The sequence below is a fragment of the Embleya sp. NBC_00888 genome, assembly GCF_045207655.1.
Lineage (GTDB): Bacteria > Actinomycetota > Actinomycetes > Streptomycetales > Streptomycetaceae > Embleya.
Map to the genome: position 1 here is coordinate 819118 of NZ_CP108784.1, position 23975 is coordinate 843092.

2 protein-coding genes (1 of these 2 running past the window's edge) are annotated in these 23975 nt (G+C 70.0%); both read right to left on the reverse strand.

Annotation, left to right across the window (positions count from 1 at the left end):
* Positions 1-23535, reverse strand: a complete 23535-nt coding sequence (locus OG948_RS03420) for a non-ribosomal peptide synthase/polyketide synthase (protein WP_406293719.1) — start codon at positions 23533-23535, stop codon at positions 1-3.
* Positions 23535-23975: the 3' end of a non-ribosomal peptide synthase/polyketide synthase gene (locus OG948_RS03425; protein WP_406293721.1), read on the reverse strand. The gene runs 25524 nt beyond the window's last position; the window shows 441 of its 25965 coding nt (coding positions 25525-25965); the start codon falls outside the window, past its right edge — the gene reads right to left on this strand; the stop codon is at positions 23535-23537. The genes OG948_RS03420 and OG948_RS03425 overlap by 1 nt, the downstream gene beginning before the upstream one ends.

Here is a 23975-nt window from a genome sequence, read left to right on the forward strand (position 1 = left end):
TCACCGCGGGTCCGGGCCCGGCCGTTCCGCCACGGCCGACCAGATCCGGCCGAGCATCTCCGGAAGCACCAACTCCGCGTGGGCGCAAGGCAACCGCACCTCGGTGATCTCACCGGTCACGTGCGGTCGCCAGCTGTCCGCGCCGACGAACCCGACGGGCTTGTCCTGCTCGGCGACCACCAGGACCACGTTCCCGTCGAACCGGCCGTACTCGTGGTCGGCGCCGATGTTGCCGTTGTTGCGCTGGATCCGGGCCAGCATCAGCAACTCGTCGTCGGAGACCGCGCCTTCGAAGCCCGCCTCCCGCCGCACGGCCCGCATGCGCTCGGTCGGTTCGCTGCGATCGTCGTCGGCCGCGTCCGCGGAGCCGCTCCCGGGGCTCTCGACCTCTTCGTCGCGCGCCTCCGGGTCGGTCAACGCGGTCGCCGGATAGGTGTCCATGATCACGAGTGCGGCGACCTCTTCGCCCTCGGCTCGCAGCCGGACCGCGATCTCGTGTCCGAGCATGCCACCGAAGGACCATCCCAGCAGGTGATAGGGGCCCTTGGGCTGTACGCCGCGGATCTGCTCCAGGTAGACGTCCACCATTTCGCCGACCGACCGGGACATCTCGCCGACACCGTCCAGGCCCGGAGCCTGGAGTCCGTACAGCGGGACGTCCGCGTCGAGGTGCCGAGCCAACGGCGTGTAGCACCAGCTCAATCCGGCGCCGGGCGGCAGCGCGAAGAAGGGCAGCCCGTCCCCCTGGGCCTTGATCGGCAACAGCACGCCCAGCGCGTCCCGGACCGCGCCGAGATTCATCCGCCGCACCAACTCGGCCGGGGTAGGCGCCGCGAACACCGTCCGGACCGGCACCGACACTCCGCGCGCGGCCAGTTCGGCGACCAGCGTGACCGCGAGCAGGGAGTGTCCGCCCAGTTCGAAGAAGTTGTCGTCCACTCCCACCGAGTCCACGCCCAGGGTGGCGGCGAACACCTCGCACGCCAGCACCTCCAACGACGTGACCGGAGTCCGGCCGGAGCCCGTACCGGAAGCCCCTCCGCCACCGCGCCCCGGATCGGGCAGGGCCTTGCGGTCGAGCTTGCCGTTCGCGGTCAGCGGGAGCGCATCGAGGACCGCCACGGCCGACGGGACCATATACGCGGGCAATCGCCGAGCCGCGAACTCGCGGAGTCGCTCGGCGAGCCCACTCTCGTACTCGCCGTCGTCCCCGACGTCCGCGGCGCGGGAGTCGCTCGGGACGACGTAGGCAACGAGCCGAAGCTCACCGGGCGCATCCTCGTGCGCAATCACCGCGGCGCGGGCGACATCGGGATGTGCTTCGATGGCGCTCTGCACCTCACCGGGTTCGATCCGGAAGCCTCGGATCTTGACCTGGTCGTCGGCGCGCCCGACGAACGCCAGCCGGCCGTCGGCGGTCCAGCGGGCCCGGTCCCCGGTGCGATACATGCGCTCGCCACCGCCCCCGAACGGGCAGGCCACGAACCGCTCGGCCGTCAACCCCGACCGGCCCAGATAACCCCGCGCCAGACCCGCACCCGCCACATACAACTCACCCACCACCCCGGGCGGAACCGGCGCAAACCGACCGTCCAGCACATACACCCGGGTGTTCACGATCGGCGAGCCCACCACCGGCTCACCACCCACCGCCAACGGCGCCGACATCGTCGCGCACACCGTCGTCTCCGTCGGCCCGTACGCATTGACCAACCGCCGACCCACAGCCCACCGCGCCACCAGATCCGCACCCAACGCCTCACCGGCGCAGACGAGGGTCCGCACACCGGCCAGGTCCCGTTCGTCCATCACGCTCACGACCGCCGGCGGCAACGTGACGTGCGTGACGCCGTCCCGGGCGATCACCTCGGCCAGGCCCGCCCCGGGCAGGAGTTCCTCGGCAGGAGCCAACACGAGCGTCGCCCCACCACACAACGCCACCCACATCTCCGCCGACGCCGCATCGAACCCGATCGACGCGAACTGCAACACCCGATCCCCCGCACCCAGAGCAAACCGCTCCACCTGCGACGCCACCAAACCCGACAACCCACGATGCGACACCGCCACACCCTTGGGCCGACCCGTCGAACCCGACGTATAAATCACATACGCCAAACCATCCAACACCTCGACCACAGGCACAGCCACCGGACAAGCCGCCACCACACCCCGCACACCCGGATCGTCCAACACCACCGACACCACACCACGCACCGGCAACTCGTCCAACACATCCTCGGAACTCAACAACACCGACGCACGACTGTCCCCCACCATGAACCCGACCCGATCCACCGGCGCACCCGGATCGATCGGCAAATACGCAGCCCCCGCCTTCAACACCGCCAACAACGCCACAACCAAATCCACACCACGCTCCAACGCAACCGCCACCACCGACTCCCGACCCACCCCCAAACCGGTCAAATAACCCGCCAACCGACCCGACCGCACATCCAACTCCCCGAACGACACCTCCTCCCCACCACACACCAACGCCACCGCACCCGGAGACCCCTCCACCCACCGCCCCAACAAACCCACCACCGACACCCGACCCACCTCGACAGACGTGTCATTCCACTCCACCAGCACACGCGCACGCTCGTCCGCGTCCAGCACGTCGAGCGCGCCCATTCGGGTGCTCGGGTCGGCGGTCAGTTCGGCCAGGGCCCGGACCCATCGATCGGTGATCGACCGGACGGTGTCCGCCTCGAACAGGTCCGCGGTGCCGGTCACCCAACCCAGCAGGCCGGCACGCCGGCCATGCCGGTCGAACGCCTCGGCGACGGTGACGTCCAGGTCGAACTTGGCCACCGAGGGCAGGTCCGAGGCGGCATCCGTGGTCGGCGCGTCGGTGCGTACGCCGGGCAGGTCCAGCGCGGCGCGCGCGTTGTTCTGCACCGTGAGCATGACCTGGAAGAGCGGGTGCCGGGCCAGCGATCGGGCGGGCGCGAGTTCCTCCACCAATCGCTCGAACGGCACGTCCTGGTTGCCGAACGCGCCGAGGCCCGCGTCGCGGACCCGGCCCAGCAGTTCGCGGAACGTGGGGTCGCCGGAGAGGTCGGTGCGCATCACCAGGCTGTTCACGAAACACCCGACCGAATCGTCCAGTGCCTCGTCGGTGCGCCCGGCGACGGCCGCGCCGATCGGGATGTCGGAACCGGCGCCCAGCTTCGACAACAGCACCGCCAGCGCGGCCTGGAGGACCATGAACACCGTCACGCCCTCGGCCCGCGCCAGTTCGACCACGCGAGTGTGCGTCTCGGCCGGGATCTCCAACGGCACGCTGTGACCGACGTGAGTGGCGACCGCCGGACGCGAGTGGTCGACCGGCAACGAGAGTTCCTCGGGGACTCCGGCCAGGGTCTCCCGCCAGTAGGCGACCTGGGCCGACAACACACTGTTCGGGTCGCCCTCGCCGCCCAGCAACTCGCGCTGCCACAACGCGTAGTCGGCGTACTGCACCGGCAGCGGCTCCCACTCCGGCTCCTCGCCCGCGCGGCGGGCCGTGTACGCCTGGGCGATGTCCCGGCCCAGCGGTTCCCACGACCATCCGTCGCCCGCGATGTGATGCACCACCGCGACCAGGACGCATTCCACCTCGGAGCGGAACAGCCAGGCCCGGATGGGTATCTCGGTGGAGAGGTCGAAGGCGTACTCGCTCGCCCGACCGACCGCCGGGGCCAGTTCGTCGGCTGCGACGCGGCGCACGTGCAGCTCCCAGTCGAACCCGGCCGGGTCGAGGATGTGCTGGTACGGCTCGCCGTCCGCGACCGGGAACACGGTACGCAGCACCTCGTGCCGTGCGATCACGTCCCGCAGCGCGTCGGCCAGCGCTTCTTCGTCCAGGTCGCCCGACAGACCCACCACCACCGGGATGTTGTACGTCGGGTTCGGGCCCTCCAATTGCTCGATGAACCACAACCGCCGCTGGGCGAAGGACAACGGCAGCGGCTCGGGCCGCTTGCGCACGGTCAGCGCCGGGCGTACCGCACCCGTCCCCGACTCGGCGATCCGTGCCGCGAGTGTGGCCGCGGTGGGCGCCTCGAACAGCTCCCGGATCGCGATCTCCGCGCCCAGTACCGCACGCACCCTGGACACCAACCGGGTCGCCAGCAGCGAGTGTCCGCCGAGGTCGAAGAAGTCGTCGTCGACGCCGACCGTCTCCAGGCCCAGGACCTGGGCGAACACCCCGCACAGGATTTCCTCCCGGGCATCGGTCGCGGCCCGGCCCGCGTCGCCGGCTCCCGCGTACTCCGGTGCGGGCAGCGCCTTGCGGTCCAGCTTCCCGTTCGGCGTCATCGGCAGCACGGACAGCACGACCACGGCGGCGGGCACCATGTACTCGGGCATCTTCTCGGCCGCGAACCGGCGCAACAGCTCCGGGAGTTCGCGATCCGGCGCGGCGGCCTGGCCGCTTGCGGCGGCGGCCACCACGTAGGCGACGAGCCGCTTGTCGCCCGGCACGTCCTCGCGGGCGATCACCGCGGCCCGGGCCACCCGCGGATGGGTGACCAACAACGCCTCGATCTCACCCGGTTCGATCCGGAAACCGCGGATCTTGACCTGGTCGTCGGCCCGCCCGGCAAACCTCAACCGCCCGTCGTCGGTCCACCCGACCCGGTCCCCGGTCCGGTACATCCGCGATCCGTCGGCGGCGAACCGGTCCGGGACGAAGCGCAGGCCGGTGAGCCCGGGACGGCCCAGGTAGCCCCGCGCGACGCCCGCGCCGGCCACGTACAGCTCGCCGACCACTCCCGGCGGCACCGGGTTGAGGTACTCGTCGAGCACGTAGGCACGGGTGTTGACGATCGGCGCGCCGATCACCGGTTCGTCGCCCGGCCTCAGCGGCTCGGACATGGTCGCCACCACCGACATCTCCGTCGGCCCGTAGGCGTTGATCAATCGCCGACCCGGCGCCCATCCGGCCACCAGTTCGGCGTCCAGCGCCTCGCCGCCGGACAGGAGTGTGGAGACCGACGGAAGATCGTCGGGGTCGAGGAGGCCCAGCACGGTGGGCGGCAGCAGCAGGTGGGTCACCCGGTGCCGATCGACGAGGTCGATCAGGCCCGCGCCGGGCAGGAGTTCGTCCGCCGGCGCCACCACGAGACGTGCTCCCGAGCACAGTGCCATCAACAGTTCCCAGGTCGCGGCGTCGAAGCCCACCGAGGCGAACTGGAGCACCCGGCTGTTCGCGTCCAGGTCGAGTCCGCGTGCCGCGACCAGGTTCACCGCGCCGGCGTGCGACACCAGGACGGCCTTGGGCGTGCCCGTCGAGCCCGAGGTGTAGATCACGTAGGCGAGGCCCTCGCGCCGGGCCGCGGCGACCGTTGCGGGTCCGCTCGCGGGCACCGCGAGGGCGCCCCGCACCCGGTCGTCGTCGAGGGCGATCGTCAGGATGTGTCCGAGCGGCAGGTCCTCCAGGAGTTCTTCCGTGCCCACCAGCGCCATCGCCCGGCTGTCGGTGAGCATGAACATGATCCGGTCGGTCGGCTGCTTGGGGTCGATCGGCAGGTAGGCCGCGCCGGCCTTCCAGACCGCGAGCAGCGCCACCACCAGTTCGACGCCACGCTCCAGCAGCACGGCGACGACCGACTCCGGGCCGACCCCCGACCCGGCCAGATACCGCGCCAGCCGATCGGCTCGGGCGTGCAACTCCGCGTAGCTCAGCTCGAACCCGTCCCCGGCCACGGCCACCGCGTGCGGCGCCCGTGCCACCTGGGCCGCGAACAACTCCGGAACCGTGGCCGTCGGCACGTCCAGCGCGGTGTCGTTCCAGTCCAGCAGCAGCCGGGACCGCTCGGCGGCGTCCAGTACGTCCACGCTGCCCAGCGGAACGTCGCCGGCGGCCGTGTTCGGGAGGCCCATGCCGTCCGCGCCGACCGTACGCGCCGTGGCGTCGGCCAGGACGGTGAGGAAGTTCTCGATCGTGGTGTGCAACATCCGCGTGACCACATGCGGATCGACCGGCGCCGCCGCGTCCACGGTCAACCCGAAGCCCTCGGCGCCGAGATCGTCCACGGACACCACCAGCGGGAAGTTGGTCAGGTCCTCCATGAAGACCGTACGAACGCCCATCGTGTCGTCGTCGGTGCGACCGTCGGGCGTGCCCGGGCCCGGCTGCGGGTCGGCCTCGCGCCCGGTCTCCGGCTCGCCGCTGTAGCGGTAGTTGAAGAAGGCGGTGAACAGCGGTGCGTCGCCGGTGATCCCGCTCGCCTGCTGCGCGAGCGAGAGCGGTGCGTGCTCGTGTTCGAGCAGCGCGGCGAGTTGGTCCCGCATCGCGGCGACGGCCGCCAGAGCACCCACACCCTCGGTACGCGCCCGAACCGGAAGCGTGTTCATGAACAGACCCAACGCCCGGTCCGCACCGGCACCCGCGTTCATCCGCCCGAACAACACCGTCCCGAACACGACATCGTCCCGCCCCGCCAGCACCGACAACACCCGCGCCCAGGCCACATGCAGCAACGTCGCCGGACTCACACCCAGCCCCCGCGCCACCTCCCGAATCCGCACACCCACGTCGTCCGACACCGGCAACTCGGCCCGCCGCACACCCGTACCGTCACCACGCACATCCAGCAACCCGAACGGCGCCGTCGTCTCGGTGACATCACCCAACAACTCCGCGAAGAACTCCCCGTGCCCACCGTGCCGCAGACTCTCCCGCGCCTGCACCACGAAGTCCCGGAACGGCAGCGCCGGCTCCAGTTCACCGCCGCGACCGGCGAGGAACGCCCGCACCTCGTGGAGCAGGACCTCCATGCCGACGTGGTCCTGGATGATGTGGTGCACCCGCAGAAGGCACAACAGCCGGGTCCCGTCGGGCAGACGCGTGCTGTGCGCGTCGATCAGCGGTGCCCGGCCGATGTTCATGCTCAGCCCGCCTGCGGCGACCAACTCGGCCACCGGATCGGTGCTTTCCGAGCCGAGGTCGATCTCCCGCACACTCAGTGGCGCGTGCCGCTGGACCACCTGGACCGGCTCGGGCACGCCTTCCCACACGATCGCGGTCCGGTAGATGTCGTGCCGGGCGATCACCTGCTGGAGCGCCCACAGGAAGGCGTCCAGCCGAGTCGACGTGTCGAACTCCAGGACGAAGGGCGAGACGTAGACGTCACGTTCGTCGTCACCGGCCATCAGGTGATGAAAAAGGATGCCCTCCTGGAGCGGCGCCAGCGGGTACACGTCGGCGATGTTCGCGGCACCACCCTCGATCGACCCGACCAGCCGCCCGACCTCGGCGGCCGACAGGTCGACGAGCGGCAACATCTCCGGCGTCAGTGCCGTGGCGTCGGCCGGGATTCGGTTCACCGGCACGCGCACCGGGATCGGCCCTGCGGCAGCCGCCAGTCCGGCCACTATGGGCGACTGGAACAGGGCCCGCACCGACACCGAGACGCCCCGCGCCCGCAACCGCTCCACCAGCGTGATGGCCAGCAGCGAATGCCCGCCCAGTGTGAAGAAGTTGTCGTCCACCCCGACCGAAGGCACGCCCAACACCTCGGCGAAGACCGCGCACAGGACCTCCTCGCGTACCGAGGAGGGACCACGGCCGCCGATGCCGGAGACGTACTCCGGGGCGGGCAGTGCGTTGCGATCCAGCTTGCCGTTGACCGTCAGTGGGAGCGCGTCGAGCACCACGACCGCCGCGGGAACCATGTGGTCGGGCAGCCGCATCGCGGTGAACCGGCGCAGTTCCTCCGGCAGTTTGCCGTCCGCCGCGGCACCGGCCTCGACGGGAACGACATAGCCGACCAGCCGCTTGTCCCCCGGGGTGTCCTCACGCGCGACCACCACCGCACGGGCGACCAGCGGATGCGCGCCGAGTGTGCTCTCGATCTCACCGGGCTCGACCCGGAATCCACGAATCTTGACCTGCTCGTCACCGCGACCGAGGTACACGAGGTGTCCACTCTCGGTCCACATCACCCGGTCCCCGGTGCGGTACATCCGTTCCCCGACCGCGAACGGGCACGCCACGAACCGATCCGCCGTCAACCCCGGCCGCGAAATGTAACCCCGAGCCAGCCCCGCACCCGCGATGTACAGCTCACCGATCACACCCACCGGCACCGGAGCAAGATCCCCACCCAGCACGAACAACCGCGTATTCGCAATCGCACGACCGATCGGCACCGGACCCGACGACACCTCGTCACCCGCACGAACCTCGAAGACACAACAACCCACCACCGTCTCGGTCGGCCCGTACTCGTTCACCACCACCGAACCCGGCGACCGCGCCAACCACGCGGCCACATCCGCCCCGAACAACGCCTCACCACCGACCACCACACACCGCGCGGAACCGGCCGCCTCGTCGTCCGTCAACAACTCGCCCAGCAAAGGCAGATGCGCGGGCACCACCTTCACCAGGTCGAACCCGGACCCGGAACGCAACAGCCCCGCGAGGCCATCGGCACCACCCTCGGGACTCACCGTCACCGGCGACCCCGACACCAGCGGCAACAACACACTCGTCACCGTCAGGTCGAACGCGAGCGACGAGTGCAGCGGCGCACCACCCGATACCCCGACGCCATACGCCTCGCCGGCCCACGCCACATAGTTCGCCAACCCGCCGTGCGTGACCGCCACACCCTTCGGCCGACCCGTCGAACCCGACGTATAGATCACATACGCCAACTCCGCAGGTCGCACGACGATCCATGGCTCGGTGGCCGCGTCCTCGGGACGCGAGGCCGGGTCGTCGACCGCGATCGTGGACAGTTGAGGCGCGGGAAGGTCGTCGCGCAGGGCGGCAAGGCGGTCTTCGAGCAGCGCGGTGGTGCTGATCAGGATGCTTGCCCGACTGTCCGCCAGCATGAAGGTGATCCGGTCCGACGGGTACGCCGGGTCGATCGGCAGATACGCGGCACCGACCCGCCACGCGGCCAGGATCGCCACCACCGCATCGACACCACGCGGAAGGCACAGACCCACCACCGAGCCGGTACCGACCCCGTGCTCGCGCAACAACCGCGCCAGGCCGCCCGCACGCGCGTCCAACGCGGCGTAGGAGGTCTCGATGCCGTCGCACATCACCGCCATCGCGTCCGGTGATTCGGCCACTCGGGCCGCGAACATCGCCGGCACCGCATCGGTCGGCAGGTCCACCGCCGTGTCGTTCCACTCCACCAGCACGCGGGTCCGCTCGGCCTCGTCCAACACCGCGACGGAGCTCAGGGGGACGTCCGATCCATCGCGGTCGGCATCGTTCGCGAGGGCACCGAGGAGGTTCTCGATCGTCGTGTGCAGCAGACGCGTGACCACATGCGGATCACCGGGAGTCGTGGCATCCACGGTCAACGCGAAGCCGTCCGCGCCGAGGTCGTCGACCGAGACCGCGAGCGGGAAGTTCGTCAGCTCCAACGCGAAAACCGTACGGATTCCCGCGGGGCCGTCGTCGCCCGGGCCGACCCCTTGCGGGTCCTGCCCGTCCTGGTCGGTTGTCGGGATCCGGTCACCTTGGTCGCCGCCGTAGCGGTAGTTGAAGAAGGCGGTGAACAACGGCATGTCTCCGCTGATCCCGCTCGCCTGCTGGGCGACCACCAGCGGGGCGTGTTCGTGCTCCATCAGCGCGGCAAGTTGGTCCCGCATCGCGCCGACGGCCGCCGACGCGCCCACCCTGTCGGTACGTACCCGCACCGGCAGCGTGTTCATGAACAGACCCGACGCGCGGTCGGCACCGGCACCCGCGTTCATCCGCCCGAACAGCACGGTGCCGAACACGACGTCGTCCCGCCCGGAGAGCACCGACAACACGCGTGCCCAGGCCACATGCAGGAGTGTCGCGGGCGTGACCCCGAGGTCTCGCGCCACCTCCCGGATCCGCACGCCCACGTCGTCCGACACCGGCAACTCGGCCCGCCGCACACCGCTGCCGTCACCGCGCACGTCCAGCAACCCGAACGGCGCCGTGGTCTCGGTGACATCACCCAACAGCTCCGCGAAGAACTCCTCGTGCCCACCGTCCCGCAGACTCTCCCGCGCCTGCACCACGAAGTCCCGGAACGGCAGCGCCGGCTCCAGTTCATCGCCGCGACCGGCAAGGAAGGCGCGCACCTCCTGGAGCAGGACCTCCATCCCGGTGTGGTCCTGAACGATGTGGTGCACGCGCAACATGCCGTACCAGCGGCCGGCTTCGGGCGCGGGTGTGACGTGTGCGTCGATCAGCGGCGCACGACCGATGTCCATGGTCAGCCCACCGGCGGCCAGCAGTCGCGCGACGGCGTCGTCTCCACTCTCGGCAGACGCGATCTCCCGCACCGGCAGCGGAGCATGCCGCTGCACCACCTGAAGCGGATCCGGGACGCCGTCCCACAGGATCGCCGTGCGGTAGATGTCGTGCCGGTCGATCACCTGCTGGAGGGCCCGCAGGAATGCGTCGAGGCGCTCCCGCGTGTCGAATTCCAGCACGAACGGGGATATGTACACGTCGCGCTCTTCGTCACCCGCCATCAGGTGGTGGAAGAGGATGCCCTGCTGGAGCGGTGCCAGCGGGTAGACGTCGGCGATGTTGGCGGCCCCACCGTCGATCGACGCGACGACGCGTGCGACCTCGGCCTCGGACAGATCCACCAATGGCAACATGTCCGGCGTCAGCGTCGTCGCGTCGGCCGGGATCCGGTTCGCCGGGACCGACACCGGTTCCACACCGGCCGACGCGGCCAACCCGGCCACCGTCGGCGTTGCGAACAGGGCCCGCACCGACACCGAGACCCCACGCGCCCGCAACCGCTCGACCAACGTTACCGCCAGCAGCGAATGCCCGCCCAGCGTAAAGAAGTTGTCGTCCACCCCGACCGAAGGCAGACCCAGCACCTCGGCGAACGCCGCACACAGCACCTCCTCCCGCAGCGAGGACGGGCCACGACCATTCGTCCCGGTCGGATATTCGGGAGCGGGCAACGCCTTGCGGTCCAGCTTCCCGTTCGCGGTCAGCGGGATTGCGTCCAGCACGACAACTGCCGACGGAACCATGTACTCCGGCAACCGACCGGCAGCGAACCTCCGCAGCGTCTCGCGCAGTTCCTCGGGCACCTCACCATCGCGCGGCACGACGTAGGCAACCAGGCGCCGGTCCCGGGACACGCCCTGGGCAATGTCGGCGCGCACGACCACGGCAACCCGCGCGACCCGGGGGTGTGCGGCCAATGCGGCCTCGATCTCACCGGGTTCGATCCGGAACCCCCGGATCTTCACCTGATCGTCCGCCCGACCGGCGAACACCAGGTCACCCGCGGCCGTCCACCGCGCCCGGTCACCGGTCCGATACATCCGCTCACCGGAGCCGAAGGACGACGCCACGAACCGCTCACCGGTCAACGCCGCCCGACCGAGATAACCCCGAGCCAGACCCGCACCGGCCACATACAACTCACCGGTCACCCCCGGCGGCACGGGCGCGAGACGATCATCCAGCACATACGCCCGAGCGTTCGCGATCGGCCTCCCGATCGGAACCTCACCCACCCCTGGCCGGCAACGCCACACCGTGGCGTCCACGGTCGTCTCGGTCGGCCCGTACGTGTTGAACATGACCCGACCGGACGCCCAACGAGCCACCAGATCCGGCGGGCACGCCTCGCCGCCCACCTCCAGGACCACATCCGACCGCAGCGCCTCGACGGGCAGTCCGGCCAAGACGGCGGGCGGCAAGGTCGCGTGTGTGATCGCCTCGTCGGCGAAGAACCCGGCCAACTCCGCGCCCAGCCGACGCTCGTCGGGCACCACCACCAACGCCGCACCGGACGACAGCGCCACCGACCATTCCAGACAGAAATTGTCGAACCCCACCGACGCGAACTGCGCCATCCGCGAACCCGCCCCGACCGCGAACCGCACACGCCCCGCAGCAGCGGTGTTCGCGAATCCGGTCTGCGAGACGACCACGCCCTTGGGCTGCCCGGTCGAACCCGACGTGTAGACCACATAGGCCGGGTGCGAACCCGACAGCGGCACCAAGCGATCGGCGTCACTCACGGGCGACGACGCCAGGCTCTCCAACGCGGCGACCACCGCAAGCTCGTCGAGAACCAGCACCGCGGCCTCGGCCCCGGACCACGTGGACGGCACCCGCCCGGCATTCCCCGTGTCCGTGACCACCAGAACCGGCGCCGCATCATCCAGTACGTAGGCAATCCGCTCGGCCGGCTGCGTCGGATCGATGGCCAAATACGCACCACCGGCAGCCGACACGCCCAACAACGCCGTCATCAACCCGTCGTCGCGCCCCAACACCACGGCGACCACCGACTCGGGACCAACACCCAACCCGACCAAATACCGCGCCAGACGACCGACCCGACCACCCAACTCCCCATACGACAGCGCCGAACCCCCGGCCACCACCGCCACCGCATCCGCAGCCTCCACCACCCGGTTCAGGAATCCGTCGATCACCGTCGGCGCCGGAACCTCGACCGTCGAAGACGCCGTGTCGTTCCACGCGACCAGGATCCGGGTGCGCTCGTCGTCGTCCAGCACGTCCGCCGCACCGACCCGCAGGCTCGGATCCGCGACCAACGACCCCAGCACGCGCACCCACCGATCGGCCATCGTCTCGATCGAGCCCGGGTCGAACAGGTCGGCCGAGGCCACGATCGACCCTCGGATCCCGGCGGGCCTGCCCTGCTCGTCGTAGCTCTCCTCGGCGGTCACGTCGAGGTCGAACTTCGCGGCGGCCGCCGGTGACAGCGGCGCCACACCGACCCCCGGCGGCGCTCCTGCCCGTACCCCCGACAGGTCCAGCGCCGCACGTGCGGTGTTCTGGAGGGTCAACATCACCTGGAACAGCGGATGCCGATTCAGCGACCGGGTCGGCGCGAGTTCCTCCACCAGCCGTTCGAACGGCACGTCCTGGTGCTCGTACGCGCCCAGACCCGCCTCACGGACCCGAGCCAGGACCTCGCGGAAGGTCGGATCGCCGGCCAGGTCGGTCCGCAACACCAGCGTGTTCACGAAGAATCCGACCAGGTCGTCCAAGCCCTCGTCGGTACGTCCGGCCACCGTCGTCCCGATCGGGATGTCCGTACCCGCACCCAACCGGGACAACAACACCGCCAACGCGGCCTGCAACACCATGAACACCGTCACGCCCTCGGCCCGGGCGACCCGCACCAGCTCGTCGTGCAATTCGGCGGGTATCGCCAACCGGGTGACGTGCGCGTCGTGACCGGCGGTGGTCGAGCGCGGTCGGTCGACGGGCAGGTCGAGTTCCTCGGGAAGTCCCGCGAGGGCTGTTCGCCAGTACGCCACCTGCCCGGACATCAGACCGGCCGGATCGTCGTCCGCGCCCAGCAACTCCCGCTGCCAGAGCGCGTAGTCCGCGTACTGCACCGGCAACGGCGCCCATTCCGGGGCGTGTCCCGCGCAGCGAGCCGCGTAGGCGACCGAGATGTCCCGACCCAACGGACCCATCGACCAACCGTCGCCAGCGATGTGATGCACCACCAGGACCAGCACATGCTCCTCGTCGCACCGAAAGAGCCAGGCCCGAATGGGAATCTCGCACGCGAAATCGAACGCGTGGTCCGTTGCCGTCGCCACCGCGTGCGGCAGTTCCTCGGCGGTGACCTCCTCGTACTCCAGGCCCCAGGTCAGTTCGGCGGGATCCAGGACACGCTGGTACGGCTCGCCGTCCACCATCGGGAAGACGGTCCGCAACACCTCGTGCCGACCCACCACATCCCGCAACGCCGCCGACAGCGCGGCACGGTCGAGATCACCCGACAGCCGCAGCACCTCCGGCATGTTGTAGCCCGGGTTGGGACCGTCCAACCGCCCGAGGAACCACAACCGCCGCTGCGCGAACGACAACGGCAGTCGCTCCGGGCGAGGCCGCTCGCGCAGCGGCGCCCGCACCGCGCCCACTCGCCCGTCCGCCAGCCGAGCGGCCAACCCCGAGACGGTGGGCGTCTCGAACAGGGCCCGAATCTCCAATTCCACGCCCAGCACGGCCCGCACGCGCGAGACCAACCGCGTCGCGAGCAGCGAGTGGCCACCCAACTCGAAGAAGCTCTCATGCACCCCGACCGAGTCGAGCCCGAGCACCTGGGCGAACATCCCGCACAGGATCTCCTCCCGCGGCGTCGACAGGACCTCCTCCGCCACCATCCCGCCCGAGCGATCGGGACTGGGCAAGGCAGCCCGATCGAGCTTGCCGTTGGCGGTCAGCGGAAGCGCCTCCAGCACCACGATCGCGCTCGGCAACATGTACTCCGGCAGCCGACGCGCGGCGAACTCGCGCAACGTCCCCGGAAGATCCTCGCCGACGTCATCGGGATCGGTGGGCACCACATAGGCCGACAGCGCCGGCTCGCCTGGGGATTCCGCGCGCGCGATCACCGCGGCCTGGCCCACCTGCGGATGAGCCGCCAACACTGCCTGGATCTCCGCCGGTTCGATCCGGAACCCGCGAAGCTTCACCTGGTCGTCGGCGCGCCCGACGAACGCCAGTCGGCCGTCGGCGGTCCAGCGGGCTCGGTCCCCGGTGCGATACATGCGCTCGCCACCGGCCCCGAACGGGCAGGCCACGAACCGCTCGGCCGTCAACCCCGACCGGCCCAGATAACCCCGGGCCAGACCCGCACCCGCCACATACAACTCGCCCACCACCCCGGGCGGAACCGGCGCAAACCGACCGTCCAGCACATACACCCGGGTGTTCACGATCGGCGAGCCCACCACCGGCTCACCACCCACCGCCAACGGCGCCGACATCGTCGCGCACACCGTCGTCTCCGTCGGCCCGTACGCATTGACCAACCGCCGACCCACAGCCCACCGCGCCACCAGATCCGCACCCAACGCCTCACCGGCGCAGACGAGGGTCCGCACACCGGCCAGGTCCCGTTCGTCCATCACGCTCACGACCGCCGGCGGCAACGTGACGTGCGTGACGCCGTCCCGGGCGATCACCTCGGCCAGGCCCGCCCCGGGCAGGAGTTCCTCGGCAGGAGCCAACACGAGCGTCGCCCCACCACACAACGCCACCCACATCTCCGCCGACGCCGCATCGAACCCGATCGACGCGAACTGCAACACCCGATCCCCCACACCAACGGCGAACCGCTCCACCTGCGACGCCACCAAACCCGACAACCCACGATGCGACACCGCAACACCCTTGGGCCGACCCGTCGAACCCGACGTATAAATCACATACGCCAAACCGTCCAACACCTCGACCACAGGCACAGCCACCGGACAAGCCGCCACCACACCCCGCACACCCGGATCGTCCAACGCCACCGACACCACACCACGCACCGGCAACTCGTCCAACACATCCTCGGAACTCAACAACACCGACGCACGACTGTCCCCCACCATGAACCCGACCCGATCCACCGGCGCACCCGGATCGATCGGCAAATACGCAGCCCCCGCCTTCAACACCGCCAACAACGCCACAACCAAATCCACACCACGCTCCAACGCAACCGCCACCACCGACTCCCGACCCACCCCCAAACCGGTCAAATACCCCGCCAACCGACCCGACCGCACATCCAACTCCCCGAACGACACCTCCTCCCCACCACACACCAACGCCACCGCACCCGGAGACCCCTCCACCCACCGCCCCAACAAACCCACCACCGACACCCGACCCACCTCGGCAGACGTGTCATTCCACTCCACCAACAGCCGGCCGAGATCGTCCGCGCCCAGGACCGCCACGGTGTCGAGCGGGACGTCGGGGGTGTCTTCGTGGTCCAGCCCGTCTTCCAGGGCCGCGAGCAGGTTCTCGATGGTGGTGTGCAACATCCGGGTGACCACATGCGGGTCGCCGGGGGCCACGACGTCCACGGTGAGCGCGAAGCCGTCCGTGCCCAGGTCGTCCACGGAGACGGCCAGCGGGAAGTTGGTGAGATCCAGCATGAATACCGTGCGGATTCCGGACACGATCGCATCGCCTCGGAGCCCGTCGGGATCCGCGTTCGCCGCCCGACCGCCGCTGTGCCGGTAGTTGAACAAAGCGGTGAACAGCGGTGTGTCCTCGGCGATCCCGGCCGCTCGCTGAGCGGCGGCCAAAGGTGCGTATTCGTGCTCCAGCAACGCGGCCAACCCGTCGCGCATGGCCGAAACGGCCGCCCGGGCGCCGATGTTCCGCAGATCGGCCCGGACGGGGAGAGTGTTCATGAAGAGCCCGAGTGCCCGATCGCCGTCGGCACCGGCGTGCATTCGACCGGACAACACCGTCCCGAACACGACGTCGTCGCGACCGGAGAGCGCCGACAACACCTGGGCCCAGGCCACATGCAGAACGGTGGCCGGGCTGACTCCGAGCCGACGGGCAACCTCACGAATCCGGATGCCGACCTCGTCCCGGACCGGGAGATCGGCGCGCTGTACGCCTGCGCCGTCGCCGCGCACGTCCAACAGGCCGAAGGGTGTCGTCGGTTCGGTGACGTCGCCGAGCAGGTCGGCGAAGAACTCCTCGTGCCCGCCGTGCCGTAGACGTTCGCGCGCCTGCACCATGAAATCCCGGAACGGCAGCGCCGGCGCGAGGTCGTCACCGTGACCGGAGAGGAACGCCCGCACCTCCCGAAGCAGGACCTCCATACCGGTGTGGTCCTGAATCATGTGGTGCACGCGCAACATGCCGTACCAGCGGCCGGCTTCGGGCGCGGGCGTGATGTGCGCGTCGATCAGCGGTGCACGACCGATGTCCATGGTCAGCCCACCGGCGGCGAGAAGGTGCGCGGCCGGGTCTCCATCGGCGGCGACCCGCGCCGTCTCGCGCACCGTAAGCGGAGCGTGTCGCTGCACCACCTGCACCGGGTCGGGGATCCCGTCCCAGACGATCGCGGTCCGGTAGATGTCGTGCCGATCGATCACCTGCTGAAGTGCACCGAGGAAGCCGTCCAGCCGCTCACGCGCGTCGAACTCCAGCACGAACGAGGTCACATAGACGTCGCGTTCGCGCTCACCCGCCATCAGGTGGTGGAAGAGGATGCCTTCCTGGAGCGGTGCCAGCGGGTAGACGTCGGCGATGTTGGCGGCCCCACCGTCGATCGACGCGACGACGCGCGCGACCTCGGCCTCGGACAGGTCCACCAACGGCAACATGTCCGGCGTCAGCGTCGTCGCGTCGCCCGGGATGCGATTCGCGGGGACGGCGACCAGGTCCGAACCGGCCGAGACGGCCAGCCCGGCCACCGTCGGCGACTCGAACAGGGCCCGCACCGACACCGAGACCCCACGCACCCGCAACCGCTCGACCAACGTCACCGCCAGCAGCGAATGCCCGCCCAGTGCGAAGAAGTTGTCGTCCACCCCCACCGAGGTCAGGCCCAACACCTCGGCGAAGGCCGCGCACAGCACCTCCTCGCGCACCGACGAGGGACCACGACTGGTACTCGCGGTCACGTGGTCGGGCGTCGGCAGCGCGGCATGGTCCACCTTGCCGTTGGCGGTCAGCGGCAGCTCGGCCAGGACGACGATCGCCGACGGGACCATGTACTCCGGCAGACGGGCCGCGGTGAAGGCGCGCAGGGACGCCGTGAGGTCCTCGTCGGTCTCGGGAACGACGGAGCCGACCGGGACGACGTATCCGACGAGTCGCTCGTCACCGGCGCGAGCCGCGGGGCTTCCGGGCCGGGTGCGTACCACCGCCTGGGCGACCCGGGGGTGTGCGATCAGCGTGGCCTCGATCTCGCCGGGTTCGATCCGGAACCCCCGGATCTTCACCTGATCGTCCGCCCGACCGGCGAACACCAGGTCACCCGCGGCCGTCCACCGCGCCCGGTCACCGGTCCGATACATCCGCTCGCCCGAGCCGAAGGGCGACGCCACGAACCGCTCACCGGTCAACGCCGCCCGACCGAGATAACCCCGAGCCAGACCCGCACCGGCCACATACAACTCACCGGTCACCCCCGGCGGCACGGGCGCGAGACGATCATCCAGCACATACGCCCGAGCGTTCGCGATCGGCCTCCCGATCGGAACCTCACCCACCCCTGGCCGGCAGCGCCAAGCCACCGCGTCCACCGTGGTCTCGGTCGGCCCGTACGTGTTGAACAACACCCGCCCCGAGGCCCAGCGGGCCACCAGCTCGGGTGGGCATGCCTCGCCGCCCACCTCCAGCACGACGTCCGACGAAATCAGCGCGGTCGGCACACCGGCCAACACCGCCGGCGGCAACGTCGCGTGTGTGATCGCCTCGTCGGCGAAGAACCCGGCCAACTCCGCGCCCAGCCGACGCTCGTCGGGCACCACCACCAACGCCGCACCGGACGACAGCGCCACCGACCATTCCAGACAGAAATTGTCGAACCCCACCGACGCGAACTGCGCCATCCGCGAACCCGCCCCGACCGCGAACCGCACACGCCCCGCCGCAGCAGTGTTCGCAAACCCCGCCTGCGAAACCACCACACCCTTCGGCCGACCCGTCGAACCCGACGTATAGACCACATAGGCCGGATGGGCACCCGACAACGGCAACAAACGATCGGCGTCACTCACGGGCAACGACGGCAGGCTCTCCAACGCGGTGACCACCGCAGGCTCGTCGAGAACCAGCACCTCGGCCTCGGCCCACGTGGACGGCACCCGCGACGCGTGCAGGCTGTCCGTAACCACCAACACCGGTGCGGCATCATCGAGCATGTAGCCGATCCGCTCGGCCGGCTGCGTCGGATCAATGGCCAAATACGCACCACCGGCAGCCGACACACCCAACAACGCCGTCATCAACCCGTCGTCGCGCCCCAACACCACCGCGACCACCGACTCGGGACCAACACCCAACCCGACCAAATACCGCGCCAGACGACCGACCCGACCACCCAACTCCCCATACGACAGCGCCGAACCCCCGGCCACCACCGCCACCGCATCCGCGGCCTCCACCACCCGAGCCGCGAACGACTCGGCCACCGGCACCGCCGGCACTTCCACCGCCGTGTCGTTCCAAGCGACCAAGACCCGCGAGCGCTCGTCGGCGTCGAAGAGGTCGACGTCATGCACTCGCCGCTGCGGATCGGACGTTACCGCCTCGAGGACCCGGACCCAGCGATCCGCCATCGTCGCGACCGACTCGGCATCGAACAGGTCGGCGACTCCGAGGAAGCCGCCCCGCAGGCCCGCGGGCCGTCCCTGGTCGTCGAAGACCTCCTCGACGGTCACATCCAGATCGAACTTCGCGGGTGTGGACAGACCGGCCGTGAGCTCGTCCGTCGGCGCGTCGATCCGGACGGTCCGGAGGTCGAGGGTTGCCCGCGCCGTGTTCTGGACGGTCAGCATGACCTGGAACAGCGGGTGCCGGGCGAGCGATCGGCTCGGTGCGAGTTCCTCCACCAGGCGCTCGAAGGGCACGTCCTGGTGATCGAAGGCATCGAGTCCGGCTTCGCGCACCCGGCTCAGCACCTGTCGGAAGCTGGGTTCTCCGGACAGGTCGGTCCGCAACACCAGCGTGTTCACGAAGAAGCCGACCAGGTCGTCCAGATCCTCGTCGGTACGTCCGGCCACCGTCGTCCCGATCGGGATGTCCGTGCCCGCGCCCGACCGGGACAACAACACCGCCAACGCGGCCTGCAACACCATGAACACGGTCACGCCCTCGGCCCGCGCCAACTGCGCCAACCGATCGTGAAGCTCGGCGGGTACGGTCAACGGAGCGGCATGACCCCGGTATCCGACCACCGCCGGCCTCGGACGATCGACAGGCAGATCCAGTTGGTCGGGAATGCCGGCCAACGCGGTGCGCCAGTACGCCACCTGCGCCGCCAACACGCTGTCCGGGTCGTCCTCGGCGCCCAGCAACTTCCGTTGCCAAAGGGCGTAGTCGGCGTACTGCACCGGCAACGGCGCCCACTCGGGCGCGTGTCCCGCGCAGCGAGCCGCGTAGGCGGTCGAGATGTCCCGTCCCAACGGGCCCATCGACCAACCATCACCGGCGATGTGATGCACCACCAGGACCAACACGTGCTCGTCGTCGCCGGCGGCGGAGAACAGCCACGCCTTGATCGGCGTTTCCTCGGCGAGGTCGATCGGGTACTCGGTGGCCCGCAGGATCGCCTGGGCCAATCCCTCGTGTCCGACCTCCTCCTGCTCGATCTCCCAGGTTGATTCGCCGGTATCGAGCACCCGCTGATACGGCTCGCCGTCGACCATCGGGAAGACGGTCCGCAACACCTCGTGCCGACCCACCACATCCCGCAACGCGGCCGACAACGCGTCCCGGTTCAGATCACCGGACAGGCGCAGGACCACGGGAATGTTGTAGCTCGCGTTCGGTCCGTCCAGCCGCCCGAGGAACCACAACCTCCGTTGCGCGAACGACAGCGGCGGACGCTCCGGACGAACTCCCCGGGCCAGGGCCACCCGTCGTTCGCCCACCCGCCCGTTCGCCAGGCGAGCCGCCAGTCCCGAGATTGTCGGCGTCTCGAAGACGGCCCGGATCTCCAGTTCCACGCCGAGCACGGCGCGCACGCGGGAGAGCAGCCGCGTCGCGAGCAACGAGTGGCCACCCAGTTCGAAGAAACTCTCGTGTACCCCGACCGAGTCCAACCCGAGCACCTGGGCGAACATCCCGCACAGGATCTCCTCCTGCGGCGACGGCGCGATCCCGCCGATTGCCACGGCATCCGACCGCTCGGGGTCGGGCAGGGCGGCCCGATCCAGCTTGCCGTTGGCGGTCAGCGGAAGCGCGTCCAGCACCACGATCGCACTCGGCAACATGTATTCCGGCAGGCGCCGCGCGGCGAACTCCCGCAACGTGTCCGGCAGGTCCTCGTCGACCGCGTCGGCGTCGTCGGGCACGACGTAGGCCAACAGGCGAGTACCGCCCGATGCTTCCGCGCGAGCGATCACGGCGACCCGGCCCACGCCCGGGTGTGCCGCCAAGACCTCCTCGATCTCCGCCGGTTCGATCCGGAAGCCGCGCACCGTCACCTGATCGTCGACCCGACCGACGAACACCAACCGGCCGTCGAGGGTCCAGCGCACTCGGTCGCCCGTGCGATACATCCGTTCGCCATCGCCCGCGAACGGGCAGGCCACGAATCGCTCCGCCGTCAGCCCGGGGTGGGAGACGTACCCCCGGGCCAATCCGGCGCCCGCCACGTACAACTCGCCGATCGTGCCCACCGGGACCGGGGTCAGGTCCTCGCCCAGCACGTACAGGCGCGTGTTCGCGATCGGGCGGCCGATCGGCACCGGCCCGGACGGTACGTCGTCGCCCGCGCGGACCTCGAAGACGCAGCAGCCGACCACGGTCTCGGTCGGCCCGTACTCGTTCACGACCACCGAGCCCGGCGAGCGCGCCAACCACGCGGCCACGTCGGCTCCGAACAGCGCCTCACCGCCGACCACCACGCAGCGCGCGGCGTCGGCGGCTTCGTCGTCCGTCAACAACTCGCCCAGCAGAGGCAGATGCGCGGGGACGACCTTCACCAGGTCGAATCCCGACGTCGCACGCACCAGCCCGGCCAACCCATCGGCGCCACCCTCGGGGCTGACCACCACCGGTGACCCGGACACCAGCGGCAACAACACACTCGTCACCGTCAGGTCGAACGCGAGTGACGAGTGCAAGGGCGCACCGCCGGAGGCCCCCACGTCATACGCCTCGCCGGCCCACGCCACATAGTTCGCCAACCCGCCGTGCGTGACCGCCACACCCTTCGGCCGACCCGTCGAACCCGACGTATAGATCACATACGCCAACTCCGCAGACCGCACGGCGGTCCATGGCTCGGTGGCCGCGTCCTCGGGACGCGAGGCCGGGTCGTCGACCGCGATCGTGGGCACCCGACCGGCCGGCAGCTCCTCCAACAGATCCTCGATGCTGATCAACATCGCGGCGCGGCTGTCCGCCAGCATGAACGCGATGCGATCCGAGGGATACTCCGGGTCGATCGGCAGATACGCCGCTCCGGCCCGCCATACGCCAAGGATCGCCACCACCGCGTCGACACCACGCGGAAGGCACAGACCCACGACCGAACCGGCACCCACCCCACGCTCGCGCAGTACTCGCGCCAACTGCCCCGCACGCGCGTCCAACTCCGCGTACGAGACACCCGCCCCGCCGCACACCACCGCGACCGCGTCCGGCGAGTCCACCACGCGAGCCGCGAACAACTCCGGAACCGACGTCCGCGGCGAGTCGACCGCGGTGTCGTTCCACGTCACCAACACCCGCGTGCGCTCTTCGTATCCGAGCACGTCCACCTTTCCGAGCCGCCTGCCCGGGTCGGTGATCAGTGCCCGCAGCACCCGCAGCCAGCGTTCGGCCATCGCGTCGACCGAACCCTGATCGAACAGGTCAGCCGAACCGGTGATCGAGCCGCGGATCCCCGCCGGCCCGCCCTGGGCGTCGAAGGCCTCCTCGGCGGCCACGTCGAGGTCGAACTTCGCCGCGGCGGCGGCCGACAACTGGGCCGCGATGCCGTCGAGCGGAGTGCCCGCCCGCACGCCCGACAGGTCCAACTCCGCGCGCGCGGTGTTCTGCAGCGTCAGCATCACCTGGAACAGCGGATGGCGGGCCAACGACCGGGCCGGGGCCAACTCCTCCACCAGCCGCTCGAACGGCACGTCCTGGTTGTCGAAGGCACCGAGTCCGGCGGTACGCACCCGGGCCAACACCTCGCGGAAGGTGGGGCCTCCGGACAAATCGGTGCGCATCACCAAGGTGTTCACGAAGAAGCCGACCATGTCCCGCATCGCGGAATCGGAACGCCCGGCCACAGCAGCGCCGATCGGGATGTCCGTACCCGCCCCGAGCCGGGACAACAGCACGGCCAGGCCGGCCTGGAGGACCATGAACACGGTCACCCGCTCGGCCTTGGCCAACTCCACCAGTTCGCGGTGCAACTCGGCCGGGATCTCCACCGACGCCACGTGTCCGCGGTGGCCGGCCAGCGCCGGGCGACTCCGATCGACCGGCAGCTCCAGCTCGGTCGGGATCCCGGCGAGCGCGGAGCGCCAGTACGCCAGTTGAGCGTGCAGGACACTGCTCGGATCGTCGTCACTGCCCAGCAACTCCCGCTGCCAGAGCGCGTAGTCGGCGTACTGGACCGGCAGCGGATCCCACTTCGGCGGATGACCCGCGCAGCGTGCCGCGTAGGCGGCGGAGATGTCCCGCCCCAACGGCCGCATCGACCAACCGTCTCCGGCGATGTGGTGCATCACCAGCACGAGCACATGCTCTCCGTCGCACCGGAAGAGCCAGGCTCGGATCGGTATCTCCCGCGCGAGGTCGAACGCGTGCTCGGTGGCCGTCGCCACCGCCCGGGACAGCCGCTCGGCGTCGAGCTCCGTGTAGGCGAGCTCCCATTCCAGGGTGTCGGCGTCGAGGATCTCCTGGTGCGGTTCACCGTCGACCACGGCGTACACCGTGCGGAGCACCTCGTGCCGGCCGATGACGTCGCGGAGTGCCGCCCCCAGCCCGTCCCGGTCCAGGTCTCCCGACAAACGAAGTACCACCGGGCTGTTGTAGGTCGGGCTCGGGCCATCCATCTGGCCGAGGAACCACAGCCGCCGCTGCGCGAACGACAAGGGAATCATCAGTGCTCCTCAGTTCCGCGCATCGGCCGCAGCACCGGCCTGGCTGACTTCTGCTCTCCCGCGTGCCCGGCGAGTTCGGCCACGGTGGGTGCTTCGAACACGTCCCTGATCCGGAGCTCGATGCCGAGCACTTCCCGGATCCGGGTGAGCAATTGCATGGCGAGCAGGGAATGCCCGCCCAGGTGGAAGAAGTTGTCGTCGACCCCCACGGCGTCCAGGCCGAGGACTTCGGCGAACACGCCGCAGAGCGCCTCTTCGCGGGCGGTCTCCGGCTTTCGTCCGTTGGCGTCCCCGTAGCGGGGGGCCGGCAACGCGACCCGGTCGAGTTTGCCGTTGGCGGTGAGCGGGATGCCGTCGAGCACCACGATCGCGGCGGGGAGCATGTGCCCCGGTAGCCGCTGTGCCGCGAACCGGCGTAGCTCGATCGGTAGTTGTGTGCT

Excerpts from the sequence above, each read along its gene's own strand:
- OG948_RS03420 (WP_406293719.1), bottom strand. The coding sequence starts at position 23,535 with ATGATTCCCTTGTCGTTCGCGCAGCGGCGGCTGTGGTTCCTCGGCCAG.